Source organism: Halobacteriovorax sp. JY17 (assembly GCF_002753895.1).
GTDB lineage: Bacteria > Bdellovibrionota > Bacteriovoracia > Bacteriovoracales > Bacteriovoracaceae > Halobacteriovorax.
Map to the genome: position 1 here is coordinate 20352 of NZ_NJER01000004.1, position 15217 is coordinate 35568.

13 protein-coding genes are annotated in these 15217 nt (G+C 36.8%); 10 read left to right on the forward strand and 3 right to left on the reverse strand.

From position 1 onward, the window contains the following. Positions 1-34 precede the first annotated feature (34 nt). Positions 35-898: a LysR family transcriptional regulator gene (locus CES88_RS15355; RefSeq protein ID WP_290736420.1), complete on the forward strand. Its 864-nt coding sequence runs from the start codon at positions 35-37 to the stop codon at positions 896-898. A 71-nt stretch (positions 899-969) separates the two neighbouring features. On the opposite strand, the gene CES88_RS15360 is transcribed toward CES88_RS15355, so the two are convergent. Then, positions 970-1308, reverse strand: a complete 339-nt coding sequence (locus CES88_RS15360; protein ID WP_290736423.1) for a hypothetical protein — start codon at positions 1306-1308, stop codon at positions 970-972. 217 nt (positions 1309-1525) lie between these two features. Here CES88_RS15360 and CES88_RS15365 point away from each other — a divergent pair, with 217 nt between their 5' ends. Continuing rightward, positions 1526-3781: a CHASE domain-containing protein gene (locus tag CES88_RS15365; RefSeq protein WP_290736426.1), complete on the forward strand. Its 2256-nt coding sequence runs from the start codon at positions 1526-1528 to the stop codon at positions 3779-3781. Between the two features lie 139 nt (positions 3782-3920). Here CES88_RS15365 and CES88_RS15370 read toward each other — a convergent pair whose 3' ends face one another. Beyond that, positions 3921-5291, reverse strand: a complete 1371-nt coding sequence (locus CES88_RS15370) for an ankyrin repeat domain-containing protein (RefSeq protein WP_290736429.1) — start codon at positions 5289-5291, stop codon at positions 3921-3923. A gap of 153 nt (positions 5292-5444) precedes the next feature. After that, positions 5445-6485 (reverse strand): histone deacetylase family protein, encoded by a 1041-nt coding sequence (locus CES88_RS15375; RefSeq protein ID WP_290736431.1) that lies wholly within the window; start codon positions 6483-6485, stop codon positions 5445-5447. 179 nt (positions 6486-6664) lie between these two features. Here CES88_RS15375 and CES88_RS15380 point away from each other — a divergent pair, with 179 nt between their 5' ends. The 8 genes from CES88_RS15380 to CES88_RS15415 all read left to right on the forward strand — a co-directional run bounded on the left by CES88_RS15380 (position 6665) and on the right by CES88_RS15415 (position 15213). Next, positions 6665-7486, forward strand: coding sequence for an endonuclease (locus tag CES88_RS15380; RefSeq protein ID WP_290736434.1), 822 nt, complete (start codon positions 6665-6667; stop codon positions 7484-7486). Between the two features lie 19 nt (positions 7487-7505). Further along, positions 7506-8582, forward strand: coding sequence for a magnesium/cobalt transporter CorA (corA, locus tag CES88_RS15385; protein ID WP_290736437.1), 1077 nt, complete (start codon positions 7506-7508; stop codon positions 8580-8582). A gap of 105 nt (positions 8583-8687) precedes the next feature. Next, positions 8688-10187, forward strand: coding sequence for an ABC-F family ATP-binding cassette domain-containing protein (locus CES88_RS15390; protein ID WP_290736439.1), 1500 nt, complete (start codon positions 8688-8690; stop codon positions 10185-10187). A 110-nt stretch (positions 10188-10297) separates the two neighbouring features. Then, the gene (locus tag CES88_RS15395) at positions 10298-10669 is read left to right on the forward strand and encodes an HPF/RaiA family ribosome-associated protein (RefSeq protein WP_290736442.1); all 372 of its coding nucleotides are present in this window, start codon (positions 10298-10300) and stop codon (positions 10667-10669) included. Positions 10670-10752: 83 nt separating this feature from the next. Next, the gene (locus tag CES88_RS15400) at positions 10753-12597 is read left to right on the forward strand and encodes a cystathionine beta-synthase (RefSeq protein WP_290736445.1); all 1845 of its coding nucleotides are present in this window, start codon (positions 10753-10755) and stop codon (positions 12595-12597) included. A gap of 21 nt (positions 12598-12618) precedes the next feature. Beyond that, complete coding sequence (locus tag CES88_RS15405) at positions 12619-13035, forward strand: cold shock domain-containing protein (protein ID WP_290736448.1); 417 nt, start codon at positions 12619-12621, stop codon at positions 13033-13035. Between the two features lie 114 nt (positions 13036-13149). After that, positions 13150-14049 (forward strand): alpha/beta fold hydrolase, encoded by a 900-nt coding sequence (locus tag CES88_RS15410; RefSeq protein WP_290736451.1) that lies wholly within the window; start codon positions 13150-13152, stop codon positions 14047-14049. A gap of 96 nt (positions 14050-14145) precedes the next feature. Continuing rightward, complete coding sequence (locus CES88_RS15415; RefSeq protein WP_290736454.1) at positions 14146-15213, forward strand: hypothetical protein; 1068 nt, start codon at positions 14146-14148, stop codon at positions 15211-15213. Positions 15214-15217 lie beyond the last annotated feature (4 nt).

Genomic DNA, 15217 nt, shown 5'->3' on the forward strand with positions numbered 1-15217 from the left:
AAAGGGATATATAGTGATTCTAAAAAGGAATCACATGCGTCTTCGCGATCATATTGAAAAACTCAATTATTTTGTGGCCTGTGTCGAACACGGTACCCTTCGAAAAGCATCGGCTGCAATAGGTGTCGGGCAACCACAGTTGACCAAAGTCATCAAACAACTTGAAGACCTACTTGAAACACAATTGATTATTCGGTCTCGTCAAGGAATTACAACTACAAAAGATGGGCAATTACTTTACGATGAGGGAAAGCGAATTTTACGATCTGTAGATAAATTAGAGTTTTCTCTCAATCAAAGTAATGAAGAACTAAACGGGGAAATCACAATTGGAACTTATGATAGTATTTCTCGTTATTTTTTTCCAGACTTTATTAAGTATATGAACTCTCTTTTTCCAAAACTTTCTATAAGTCTCTACACTAGTCGTAGTGATGACTTGCTAAGTAAACTTAGAAAAGGAAAAATTGATTTTGCTGTCTTTGTGGGAAAAAATAAAAGTAGAGAGTTAGAGTCTAAGGTTGTCTATGAAGATCATTTTTGCTTTTATCAATCAAACAAGCTTGAAAAGTCTTTCACTAAATCTCTCATTTACTTTCCTTCTGCTTTAGAGGAGGACTCTATGAAGGAGATGACTAAAAATTTCTCTGTTTTTCACAACTGTATGAATCTTGAAACAGTTTTGAGCCTTACTAGCTCTGGTCTTGGAGTTGGACTCTTGCCAACGAAAGTGGCGCAGGAGCAAATTTTAAGTGGTAAGCTCAAGCATATTTATCCGAGTCAGAAGTTTACTCCTCATAATGTTTCCATCGCAAAATCAAAGAAGTCAGACTCTATAGAAGTGAATATTGTATATGATGAAGTATTGCGATTTCTCAATATTTGGCTTGGACATTAAGTTGGATTTATTTATGAGTAGAGGGACAAATTAAAGAACTCTCTACTCAAGTTGTGTAGTTCGTGCACTTTTTAGAAAGGCAGATCTATCGCTGTATCACATTGATTTGGGTCATTGGCATCAAAGGTCGGTTCTGGAATATCTTTTTCGTGCTTACAATATCCAAAGTCTTCACCTTGTATTGGTTTACAATAACTTCCCAGTTTAGATGTATAGCATCTCTGCGAACATGACTGCTTACCTGATGGTGTAGTACCAGTTTTTACAATATAACACTTTACACCTTCTTCAACAGGTACTCTATCCTGACAATCTCCATGGGTCATACATATCTCTAATGTTGGACTTGTTTGCCCAAAAGCAAAATTGCTCATTAGTACGAATATTGTAAGTAATAGCTTAATCGACATCTTGACCTCATAATAATAGATTGTAGTTATTTACTTATCGTCGTTTCAATTAAAGTAATTAGCAGAAATTGAATATAATTGTTTCGTTTAGGTGTAAGGCTGACGGAAACTGTTGGTCAATACAATTTATTTTATGTTTTATGAAAAAATTCCGAAAACTATTGAAAAATAAAAACTGAAGCTCGCTAATATAAAGTGGCGACTAACCTAGGGAAAGATGGTTAATACTTTAGCAGCTATGAAATTGAAGCACCTTGTACTTATTGTAGGTTTGTCGCTAACTGTATTGGTTGCCTTTTCTTTTTTAAGAAGTAATCAAACTAAAAATAGTGATCATTTTAATGATCTTATTGAAGATCAAACAAAGAATATTCATACACGTTTTGAATACTATTATGAAGCTCTAGAAGGTGGAGCAAGTTTATATGCAGCCTCTGAACAAGTTTCACTTGAAGAGTGGAAAGCATTTTTAAATCGCTCACAAATTACCAAGAGAAGACCCGGAGTCAACGGTCTTGGTGTCATTATCCCTGTAAAGAATGAAAACTTAGATAAGTTTGTCAGACAGGTTCGAAAAGATGATATTGCTGACTTCAAGATAAAAAAGGTTCCGGGTGTTAAGGCGCCAAAAGGCAATGCAGAATCGAGCTATATTATAAAGTTCATTGAGCCACTAAGTGTGAATAAACAGGCAAGAGGACTGGATATTGGATCTGAATCCAATCGGAGAACATCAGCTAATTTAGCCAGGGATACTGGTCTTCCAGCTATTTCAAAGAGAATTACTCTCGTGCAAGCCTCTAAAAGAGGGGCAGGTTTTTTACTCTTTGTTCCTATGTATAAGTCAGGTAGTCCTCCATTAAATGTAGAAGAAAGGCGAAAAGAATTTAAAGGGTGGGTTTATGCACCATTTGTGACATCAAGCTTCTTTAATTCTGCTTTGATCAATGCCTCTAAGGAATTTCACTTTTTTGTCTTTGAGGGGGAATCACCAACGAGCAAAGAATTACTTTTTACTACGGATCATGAAAGTAAAACATTACCTGACTTTGAAGAACAAACCTCTCTGATGTTGGGGCAGCAAACTTTTACAGTTGGCTGGGTTCGTGCCAATACATTTATTTCGAGTGATAATAAACTCATCTTTGTGATTTTATTCACCGGTGTTTTTATTTCAATTTTATTTGGCAGCTTAATAGGAAACTTGGAAACAACTAATCAAAGAGCACAGATTATTGCAGATAAACAGACCCTCCTGCTAAGAGAGAATGAAGCGAAGCTAGAGGAGGCATTAGAAAAATCGAAAGAAGCCGTAAAGGCAAAGTCAGAATTCTTGGCCAATATGAGTCATGAAATTCGAACACCGATGAACGGAGTTCTAGGAATGGTTCAAACCTTAAGTGAAACAGAGCTTGATTCAGAACAGGAAGAAATGGTGGACCTCATTAAAAAATCAGGTGATAGCTTAATGATTATTCTCAATGATATTCTTGACCTGAGCAAAATAGAGTCGAATAAAATCAAACTTGAAAATTTAAACTTTAATATTAAGGACTGTATTGAAGATGCTATAAGTTTGTTTAAACATGAATCTTCTCGCAAGAGTATTGATTTGAACTTTGAAAACCTATGCTCATCAAAGATATGGTTTCGAGGAGATGTTACTAGAGTAAAGCAAATCATTATAAATCTTGTGTCAAACGGAATAAAGTTTACTGACAAAGGTGAGGTGAAAGTTGAGCTAATGGTAGAAGAACTGGATTCAAAGTATTGTGAGATAACCATCAATGTAAAAGATACGGGAATTGGAATTGATGAGATAAGTGAAGAAAGTTTGTTCGCTAAGTTCTCTCAGGCCGATACTTCAATAACAAGAAAGTATGGTGGAACTGGGCTAGGACTCTCAATATCATCAAAACTCGCGAACATTATGGGCGCTTCATTGAGCTTTTCGAGCAACGAAGATGTCGGTTCTACTTTTACTTTTAAAATAAAATTAGAAATAGGTGAGTCTGAAGAAACTTTGAAAGCAAGTACCGTCAAGAGTCATCAAGACGGTAAATTATCTGAGTCTTACCCTCACAACATTTTAGTGGTAGAAGACAATATAATTAATCAAAGACTCATCATTATGATGCTTCAAAAATTTGGGTATGAAGCTGACCTTGCAGAAAATGGATTTGAAGCATTAAGCGCAGTGAAACAAAATTCTGCCTACACATTAATTCTAATGGATATACAAATGCCTCAGATGGATGGATTGACGGCAACGGAAAAAATTATTGAAAGACTAGGGCAAGATGCTCCAACAATTATTGCGGTTACGGCAAATGCCTTTGATCAAGATATAAAGAGGTGTAAGCAGGTCGGTATGGTGGATGCCCTGCTCAAGCCTATTAATAAGGATATCCTCAGAGAAACTCTTATCAAGTATAGTCCTGAAAACAAAAAAAACTCTAAGAAGTTTAGTTAGTTTTTTTTTGCCGTAACTTCTCAACCTATAGATCTATCTCACTTTCTCTAGCAGCTTAAAAATAAACATACCGGCACTCATAGCAATGTACTAGGAAAGAGTTGATATAATAGATGCTGGCTAATGAGTGCGCTAAGTTCTATTGAGAGAGCTTACTTTGGATAATTTCAATCTTTTCGTCGGAGAGAATATCTGTAAGTTTGGCAAAGTCGAGTGCCATCATTCCTTTTTCATTTTTTAGGGTGAGGTTTATCTCATTTCGATCGACGAGGGCCTTTACCATTGAGGGATAGCCTCTGTAGGCGGAAATCATTAAAGGAGTGGACCCATTTTGGCTTTGTACATTTATATCTATCTCTGGAAATTCGAGTAGCTTGAATAATGCTTCTGCCTCTCGGAAGTTGCTGGCGTAGTGAAGGGCCGTATTTCCTATTTCGTCTGTATGATTTATGTCGAGATCTTTTTGCGCTAAGAATAGGTTGATGGACTTATTGGAAGAAGTGCTCATGGCAATCATCAAGGCATTCCTCTCATTTTCATATAAACGATTCACATCAATCTTTTTCGTTCTGAGCATATAGTTAAGAAGATCGTAATGATCATTCTTAATGTGAGCTTTCATTCCTTCGTCGCTAAAACTCTCTTCAGTTGGACGATAAGGAGCAGGCTTAAACCAACAGCTCGGTCTTTGTCCTGCTGTAGGTCCATTAAAGGGATTGCAGTTACCATTGAGTTCACTGTTATTATGATTCTTATAATAAGGGGCTATTCCACAAAGAGTGCCGGCCACGAGGGTCTCTACACGGCATTGGGCATTGGGATGTTCAGTATAGGTCTGCTCAACTTCAGTATGGTCTCTTGAAAAAAGGAGAGCAGAAAATTCTTGTACAAAGTAAGTTTGTTCAATAGCGACCATCATTCTTTGGCAGATGGCCCTCTCTTCGGTTATGGTAAATACTTTACATTTTCTTTGTATTTCGCTTGTAACATTTAATTTTTTAACGAACTCTCTATTGTTATCTTTTTTAAAGACTCTTCTTAGGCATTTATTCATGGCCCAGTAGTCAGACTGTCCTTCAGAAACGGCCCAGCTATGATCTTTACCGAAAGTCTTCTTAAGTGGTGCCCCTCCGAAATGGTGGCCAAGCTCATGGCAAACCACATAAGAGACAGCATCTTTGGAACTATTTTTAAAACGAGCATCGCGACCATGAATCGAAATAAGCCATTGCTTTTGGTCTAGCCCTTCTCTCTTTGTATATGAGCTATCTTTGAGGTTGTTCCAATCTTTCTTTACAATGAGTGTGTTACCCGTGTCTTCGATGATAGGGCGATAAATATCTATAACTTTATCGATCGCCTCATGAAATTCTTCTTTAGTGACCCCGCTAACGTCACCATTATTAATGAACTCTTCCTCAACAGACTTAGAATGCTCATCACAACTAAATGATAAACTTGGAAACAGGGCGATACTGCCTATAATGAGGAAATGTTGAAGTAATTTCATAGGCTTAAAATAGCAAAAAAGAGGAGTGAAAGGGGGTGAGAGGGAAAATTTACAAGGGTGTAAAAAAACTAACATATCATAGTCATGAGAGTTTAAGTGATTACTCGAACTTATATCATGAATTTTTTTGTGAGTTTAGTGAAGCGCTGAGTTTTAACAAAAACCTTTTAACAAACTCACCACATTCTTCCCAAGATCTTTCGTGAAGTAGCCACCTTCTTGAAGTATGACTGTAGGTATATCAAGTTTTGAAATGAGTTTTCCAATTTCTTGATAGTCTTTTGTTTCTAGTGAGAAATTCCCAACTGGATCAAGCTTATATGTATCAAAGCCAGCGGAGAGAACTAGGTAGTCCGCTTCAAATCTTTTGATTGTCGGAATAATTGTTTCAATAAGAGTTTTCTTGTATTGAGCAATTTTTGTTTTCTCTGGCAAGATTACATTTAGGTTATAGCCTTCACCTTTTCCTGCGCCACTTTCTGAAGAGAAGCCCCAAAAGAATGGAAAGTATTCTCTTGGATCTCCATGAATTGAAATAGTGAAGACCTTGTCATCATTGTAAAATATTTCTTGAGTACCATTACCGTGGTGAAAGTCGATATCGAGTATGACAACTCTTCCTTTCTTTTTGAGCATTTTGGCTACAATGGCCGCATTATTGAAATAGCAGTATCCACCATAACTATCCTTGCTCGCGTGGTGACCAGGAGGTCTAGAAATCGCATAGGAAACTTTAGACTTTCCTTTGTAGACTATTTCTCCTGCGGCGAATGCGCTAGCTGAACTCCAGCTTGCCGCAAGCCATGTCTTATTATTGAGAGGGGTCCCACTGTCAAAGCAGTAAAAACCCGCATGCTTAATATTTGTTGGGTCTGGATTGGCCTTCTTTCTCTGAGGGAAAACACTTGGATAGAATTCCTGCCCATCAGGAAGGCCTGCAGCTGTATTATATAGAGTCACTAACTCATAGTTATGACAATCTCTTATATTTGAGAGAGGAATACGCTCTGGTATATGAAGATCAAAGAGGTCTTTCTCTGCCTTTATCGCCTTGAAAATAGACTCTGCTCGCTTTGTGCTTTCTGGGTGTTTAATTCTATTGCCTAGGGCCCACTCATACTTAGGGTGAAACTCAAGTTGTTGGGGGTGAAAGAAAACTGGAATTTTTTGAATATTTTTTTTAATGCTTTTCATTTTCCTATCCTAACATTTTTTGAGAATGGGTAAAGCCAGCAGCTCAATAGCTTAATTTCTCTAAGGTTAAATAATAAATACTTAGAAAAAGGCCTTCTGGTAAGTTTTTCTAATAAAAAACATTAGAATAGTCTAATTTTTGGGTTGTTTTCACACCTAATCTTAGGTACTTTTCCCTCATGAAAAAACCACACTTCTTAGCACTACTTGTTTTTCTTTCTACTTCTACATTCGCTACTTGTAATCAAGACAGCTATTACTCTGGCCTAAATACAAATGCCACAGGGTATGAGTTTAAGTCGAAGCTTTCCAACCTTCTAGGAAAGACTCATAGAAGTCTCTCATACGGAGATCTTCTTGGGGCCTATAGAAAAACTGATCGCGACACTACTTACGATGCAGATAATACAATTCTAGATATGTATTCAGAGAGACCAGAGGGACGTGATCCATATCGTTATACGACTTCACGCACTTGTGGACAGTATAGAAATGAAGGTGATTGCTACAACCGTGAGCATCTCTTTCCTCAAGGGTTATTCGATAAGAAGAGACCAATGAAGTCTGATATCTTTCATATTTATCCGACGGATGGAAAGGTTAATGGAATGAGAGGTTCATATCCTTTTGGAGAAGTTTCAAGTACTAATTGGAGTTCTGAAAATGGATCGAAGCTAGGACCTAGTAGTGATCCTAGGTATAGAGGACTTGTCTTTGAGCCAATTGATGAGTTTAAAGGTGATATTGCGAGAGCCATGCTCTACTTTGCAGTTAGGTATGAAAGACAAATTCCTGGATTTAAAGATTCTCCAATGACAAATGGGTCATACGAGCAAACTTATTCTACTTGGTTTCTTCAAACACTTATGAAGTGGCATAAGCAAGACCCTGTAAGTGAGCACGAAAGATTTAGAAACAATGCCGCTTGTAACTATCAAAAGAATCGTAATCCATTCATCGATCATCCTGAGTGGGCGATGGCAATCTGGGAAGTGAACTAGAATTGTTGTATCTATGATAATGAAAACAAAGAATCCAAAGAAGTCTAAAGAGATTAAACACAAGCCGTGGAAATTGGCATATGTCGGAGATGAGAAGATCTCTCACGACGTTTCAATTGTAAGTCGAACTTATAATAAAGAGTCTTGTGAAGTCAGAACATTTTCAAACATTAAAGATTTTTCTGTAGATATCAATTCTGAAAATACAAATTGGATTGATATTAACGGTATTCACGATACAGAAGTGACTAAGTCCATTTGTGAGAAAGTTGGCGTTCACGGTGTGAATATTGAAGATATTTTAAATACTAAGCAAAGACCTAAGATTGAATCTCACAATGAATATATTTTCGTTACTCTTAAAGCAATTAGTTATCACAGTGAGAAAGAGACATTCGTAAAAGAACAAATCAGCTTAATCTTAAAAGAGGGATTGGTTATTTCTTTTAGCCAATTTCCAAACGATATTTTTAAGCGTCTAAAGTCTGAGTTAAGTGTTGAGAATAGTTTTCTAAGACAAAAGAGTGCTGGTTTTCTATTTTATAGAATTATCGACTTAGTCGTAGATGGCTACTTCAATGTTGGTGATCAAATTGATAATGAAATTACTTTGATCGAAGTTGCACTTGATAATAACGATAATGAAATTATTGAGGATGTTTACTGGCTTAAAAAAGAGCTTCTCTACTTAAAGAAGGCCATTTATCCAATTAATGATATTGTAAAAGTTCTAGTTAGAACTGAGAGAGAGATTTTTACTTCTGAAACGGTCTTCTATTTTAAAGATACACTCGATCACTGCTTACAGATAAATGAATCGATAAGTTTAAATCAAGAACTCGTTACTAGTTTCTACGACCTTTACCTCAGTAATATTAATAAGAAGACTAACGAGGTGATGATGTACCTCACTCTCTTTTCAACAATATTTATTCCACTCACATATATTGTGGGAATCTACGGAATGAATTTCAAAAATATGCCTGAGCTTGATTATCGCTATGGATACGCAGCAATTATGATCATTCAATTCGTTATTGGGGCGGCAATTTATAGCTATTTTAAAAAGAAGAAATGGCTTAGTTCAGTAGAATAAGAGAAATTCCTAAATTAACAGATATCCTTTACACCCTTTGACCACAAAGCGGGCCTTAGTGCGTGATCTGTGGCATTGTGTCCAAAAAAATAATATAGGATAGTAATGATTCAGTTGAATGGTATTTCAAAGCATTTTGGTCTTCAAGTTCTCTTCGAAAATTTAGACTTACTCATAGGAAAGAGAGAGCGTATCGGTTTCGTAGGTCGAAATGGTTCTGGTAAATCAACGCTCTTTAAAATTATTCTCGGTGAGATTACTCCTGATGGAGGAGAAGTCGTTATTCCTAAGGGATATAAGATTGGTGCTCTCGATCAACATATCAACTTCACTAAGCCAACGGTTCTTGAGGAATGTTGCCAAGTGCTCTCGGAAGAAGAGCAGTACGATTGGTGGAAGGCCGAGAAAATTCTCTTTGGTCTTGGCTTCTCAGAAGAAGACTTAGATAGAGATCCAAATAGTTTCTCTGGTGGTTACCAAGTTCGTATTAATCTCACGAAGGCCCTAGTTCAAAACCCAAACCTCTTGCTTCTAGATGAGCCAACTAACTATCTCGATATTGTTTCTCTAAGATGGCTTAGAGGTTTTCTAAAGTCGTTTAAGGGTGAAGTTCTATTAATCACGCATGATAAAGATTTTATGGACTCTGTCTCTACTCATACAATTGGGCTTAGTCGAAAACGCTTAAGTAAGTACGAAGGAAATACCACAAAGTTTTACGAGCAATTATCAATCGCTGATGAAATTTATGAACAGACGAGATTAAATCAAGAAAAGAAGAAGAAAGAACTTCAAGGCTTCGTTGATCGTTTTGGTGCTAAGGCCTCAAAGGCGACACAGGCCCAGTCTAGAGCAAAGCAAATTGAAAAGATGGGAACCATTGAAAAGCTTGCCAGTGAAAATACTCTTGGATTTACTTTTCATCATAAAGATTGCCCTGGAAAAGTTATTCTTGAGGCCAGTGATCTAAGTTTCTCTTACTCAGGAGTTGAGGAAGAGGATCTCTTTAAGAGTCTCTCTCTTAATGTTGGACGCGAAGATCGTATTGGAATTATCGGAAAGAACGGTAAGGGGAAATCGACTCTTTTAAATGTTATTGCAGGAGAGCTTACTCCAAGAACTGGAAATATTAAAAATCATCCGTCTCTTTCTATGGGGCATTTTGGTCAAACAAATATTGAAAGACTTGATCCAAATAGCACGATCATAACAGAGATCTCTGATAGTAATCACGATCTAGGAATTGGTCAGGTTCGACAAATTTGTGGAACGATGATGTTTACTGATGATCTTGCGAAGAAGAAAGTCTCCGTTCTCTCCGGAGGGGAGAAGAGTAGAGTGATGCTTGGGAAGATCTTAGCGAAGAAATCAAACTTACTCTTATTAGATGAACCTACAAATCACTTGGATATGGAATCAATTGAAACACTAAGTGAAGAGATTGTTAAATTTCCAGGTGCGGTTATTTTGGTGACCCACTCCGAATTACTTCTTAGATCATCTGTCAACAAACTCATCATCTTTCATCAAGGACGCGCCGAGTTCTTTGATGGAACTTATGACGAATTTCTTGAGAAAATTGGTTGGGAAACGGAAGAAGCCTGATTTTAGGTTAAAAAGAAGTAAGACAAAGGTATAATTCTTGTATTAAAATATGAAGAACTTAATACTAAGTACTAGTATTTAAGATCAGAAAAACAAGTAAAGGAGCCTTTATGAATATTATAGTTAGTACAGACCACAATATTGAAGGTAGTGCGGAACTTAATACTTACATTGAATCAAGTCTATCTGAAAACTTTGAAAGATTTAAGGGAGCCCTTACTCGTATCGAAGTTCATATCTCTGATAAGAATGGTAAGAAAGCAGGTGGAAGCGATAAGCATTGCTTACTAGAGGCCCGTGTTGCTAATCACCAACCAATAGTCGTTAGCCATGACGCTGAAACAGTCTATAAAGCAATTGATACAGCTTCTGATAAGCTTTTGCGCGCTCTAGACAATATGGCCGGAAAGATGACAAATCACACAAGTCCAAAAGATCTCTACGTTGAAGAGCCATCTGAGTTAGACGAAGACGATATCTAGCAATTGGCCCTGTAATAGGGGCTATAATCACTTTAAAGAATGAGCCAAATCTTGTATATTGGTGCCTATATAGAGGTACCAATATGAGTGAGCAAAATAAGAAAGAATTCATTAGAAATATTTTAGAGGCCATGCCATCTGATTGGGTGAAATTAACAACTCACCGCTTAGATATTTATAACGAGGGACTGGCGAAGGTTGAGTTTCTAGAAAAATTCGAAAAACTAATCTCTTCAGATAGAGAAGCACTTTCCTTCGAACTCGAAAAACTTCCTACTGCATTCGATTATATTCGTCTAGGCCATCCTCTCTCATGTGTTCTAGAATGGACAATTGCTAAAATTAAGAATCTTCCAGTTGAAAGTATTATTTCTTTTTCATCGGGGACAATGCCAATTCTTGCAATTCTTAGAAAGAATCTCTTAGAAAATACAGCAACTCAAATTCTCTATAAGAATGAATTACCTCAGAACTTCGACGCTGAAATTCTAAGAAGCGTTTACGGTTATAAATTTGACCTACTAAAAGTTGAAGACGCTCATGAAATTAAAGACTTCTCTGGAAGTAGTATTTTTCTGACAGAGCTAGCAGACGTTTGGAATACTGAATTAAGAAGCGCAGCTGACTTCACTATTGCAATCTCTAAAGAACTAGGAAGTATCGCTCTTGTAAATAATAAAGAGAGCAAAAAGTATATCTCTGAAATTCAGCACGTAAGAAGAAGAGAGTCTATTGCCATGACTCCCAATGATTGTCTATCTATGCTAGAAGAATTTATTGGTAAGCCTTCTATGAAGGAAAATTCAAAAGCTGATAGAGTAGCACTTACAAAGACTATTAAAGAAATCACAAATACAAATTCTTCCGCCTCAATTGGTTCGTGTGGACTATCTGTTCAATACGCGATCATGATGGGACTCATTCACCACGCAAAAGATAAGCACCCTGGGAAGGCGATTAAATTTATCGTACCTCCAAATTGCTATGGTGGAACGAATGATCAGGCAAGAAGAGTGGCCGCCTGTGTTTCCAATGTCGAAATCTTAGACCTGGCCGTTGATGGTGGGCAGAATATGGTGAGTAGTGTTGAGACGATTTTAGAGAAAGTCGCTCTCTCTGACTCAGTCCCTTATATCATTGCTGAAATTCCAACGAATCCAAGAGTCGAAGTTCCTCATCTTGGTAATTTAAAAGATGTTCTTTCAAAGGAAAGAGCTACAAGTAGTGGAAGTAAGGCGGTAGCACCTGTTTTCATTTTAGATCAAACCTTTTGTCCTAATGTGAAGTTTCTAGGCCCAGGGGATTTTCTCTCAAGCGTTCAAACTATTTCCTATGTGAGTGGTTCTAAATTTCCAAGTGGAGGTCTTTGTACTGCTGGTTACTGTGTTGCTAACGCTGAAGCTGAGGGCCTTATGAGTTACGTAGATGGCCATTTAAAGATATGTGATAATGAAGCGACAGATTTTCAGATCGATACTTTGACAAAGCAAATGCCTTCTATGAATGAGAGAATTGAAGGTGCTTATAGAAATACAAGAGCATTTGTAAATCATATTCAAGAAACGCTACCAACTGCTAAGATTAATTTTGTTTCAGAAGAATTAGCAAGTGAGAGCTTTACTCCTTCAGTTTTCTCTCTTGATCTTCCAACAAAGGGAAGCTCACATGAGGAAAGAGAGAATCATAAGCGCGATTTAAACTTAAAGCTAATTAATATGATGATTGCTGAAATTCCTCATGAGAGTAAGTTCTGTGTGAGCTATGGACAGCTTAAGGGATGTTATTGGACAATCCCTGCAACATCAACACAGGGAACAACTAAGGAAGGGGATAAGGACTATATTGTTCGTGTCTCACTATCGCCAGAGTTTGATTTAGAGCTTCATAAAGCTGTATTTTCTAAGTTCTGCGCCGAATATATAAAGTAATAAATTATCTAAAGAGGATATATGAAAGAATATAAAGTAGAGCTTGTTAAGTACGATACATTGAAAACGTCGAAGAGAAAGAGATCAAATCTCTTTGTCTCAGCTAAAACAAGAGATGCAGTAATTGATAAGCTTGAACAAATTCATAAAGGTGATGAGGTGACAACTATCACTGAACTTGTCTGGGGCGAGGCCATAGATAAGAAGAGAAAAGTTGTTGCAGGAAAAGTGCTGACTGGAGTGGTGAAATTTTACGAAGATGAAAAGGGCTTTGGCTTCATTGAGCCAGATGGAGACGATGAGGACCTCTTCTTTCATTCGACAGCTCTTGGTGGAGTGAGACTTTATGAGCACGATATTGTTGAATATGAGATGAGCCAAGGGCCGAAAGGGCCTATCGCTATTCATATTAAGTTGATTAAAAATTCAGACGATTAAAATATCAGTGAGTTATAGATCTAAACTATAACTCTTTATTACACACCTTATTCTCTCAAATGGCCTAGGCCGTTATTATGTGAAGAGATTTAAACCAAAGAGAATAAGGGCCTTATGTATAGACTACTACTAACATTACTTGTTTTAACTTTTACTTTTTCAGCAAGCGCTGGATCTTATCTACCATGGCGATTAGGTTATAAGACAATTAAGATTAAGCATCATCAAACAGATATACGTGTTGGTTACCTCACTGCAAATCCAGAAGTTAAATTCAAAGGAAATATTCTCTTCTACCAAGGACTTGGAGATTCTATTTTAAATCACGATCCACTTTTTGAAGTTTTAACAAATAATGGTTTTAGAGTCGTGGCCTTCGATTATATGGGACAGGGTGGGTCTGCCGGAACAATGAATAATACAACGATTGAAAATATAAATGAGATCGGTGATAAGGTTATTGATCTACTTGGTCGAAAGAATGGTCCTAACGGAAGTAAGTATCATATTCTTGGATGGTCTACTGGTGGGCTTGCTGCCTATAGAAAAGCTTACTATGACAAAGGACGTTCTATTTTATCAGTGGTACTCATTGCTCCAGGGATCGCTCCAAATTACTTTGTTGGTGAAGGATTATTTAATTGGCCGATCGATGAAATATCTATGGAAACGTTAACTACGAATAGATTTCTAGGAGTAAATGATCCACATGAGGATCCTATCTTCCCAAAGTCTCCAGTTTTTGTTCCTAAATTTGCCTTTAATCTTCAAAAAGTTGCAATGAAATCTAGAACGAAATGGTTCATTGATCCAAAAGTCCCTGGACTCGTTCTACTTTCTGGACCAAGCGACACATATGTTAATGCCTCTAAAACAAAAACTGTTCTAAAGAAGAGGGCCAAGCACTTTAGAGTCGTTACTTATAGTAAAGCTCTTCACGAAATTGATAATGAAGTTGAATCAATTGCTAAGAGTGCGCGAGAGAATATCTTAGAATTTTTTATAAATAAGTAGGATAGAGATACTTTACTTCAAATCGTAGAGAGGCTATCTTACTGGAAAATACACTGCTCATGCATAGCAACCATGATCTCAACATCTGGAAGCAATATGCATATTTCAAAGCAGACTCTGTTGGAGTTATTAAATGAGGAAGAATTAACTCATAGAACTTCAACTTTTACTCCGAGTCAAATGGCCCATCTCTTTGTTAATTCTGCCTTGCTTGTAGAAGTGATGGGTTTTCTAAAAGAGCAACTATGGCTAAAGAATAAAGAAGACAAAGAACTTGGTATAAAGACTTCTTATGAAGACTTTATGGAACCACTCTTTAGTAACGAATTAGAAAGTATTATTTTCCTAAAAGATTTCTTAATTAAGAGCGGTTCTGGCCAGATGAAAAAAGTCGGAAGGGATTCAAAAGAAATTGAACAAGATATTCTGTCCCTCATTACTTCAAAATCAAAAGAAAATCAAAAAGAATTTGTCATTCAATCATTAAAGGAAATGAAAGTTCATTTTCTAAATGAAGAAGAGAGTAAGGAATCTGTCGATCAAAATCTTGGTCAACAAGGGCTTAGACTCTATAGAACATTTGATAACTTAGATGATATTTTTGAACTTAATTATAATTTAGATTTAGATATGACCGTAGATCATGATGCTAAAGAAAGGCTTTATCAAAAATCGGGTGTAGGCGTTCAGTCAGGATACTCAACTATTCTTCTAGCGCTTCACTCAATGAAAGCTGCTCTTGGAAGCACTGTTGTTGATCTAGGTTCTGGCTATGGAAGAGTAGGTCTTGTTTGCTCATTAGTTCGTCCTGATATTAACTTTATAGGCTATGAGTACGTTCCCCATAGAGTAGATGTTTCAAATGAAGCATCAGAAGCGTTAGGGCTTCAGGCTAGTCTTATCTTTAAAACTCAAGATCTTTCCTTGGAGTCTTTTTCTATTCCTGATGCAGACTTCTACTACCTCTACGATCCATTCTCTGAGGAGACTTACCGCTATATTCTTGAGCAAATTGTTGAAGTAAGTAAGAGAAAGGAAGTTACAATTGTCACAAAAGGGAATGCTCGCAATTGGCTAAAGAAAATAGCTAAAGAGCAGAATTGGCCTAATCCTATTTATATAGATGAGAGTAATCTTTGTATTTTTAGGTCATTTATTTCATAAATAG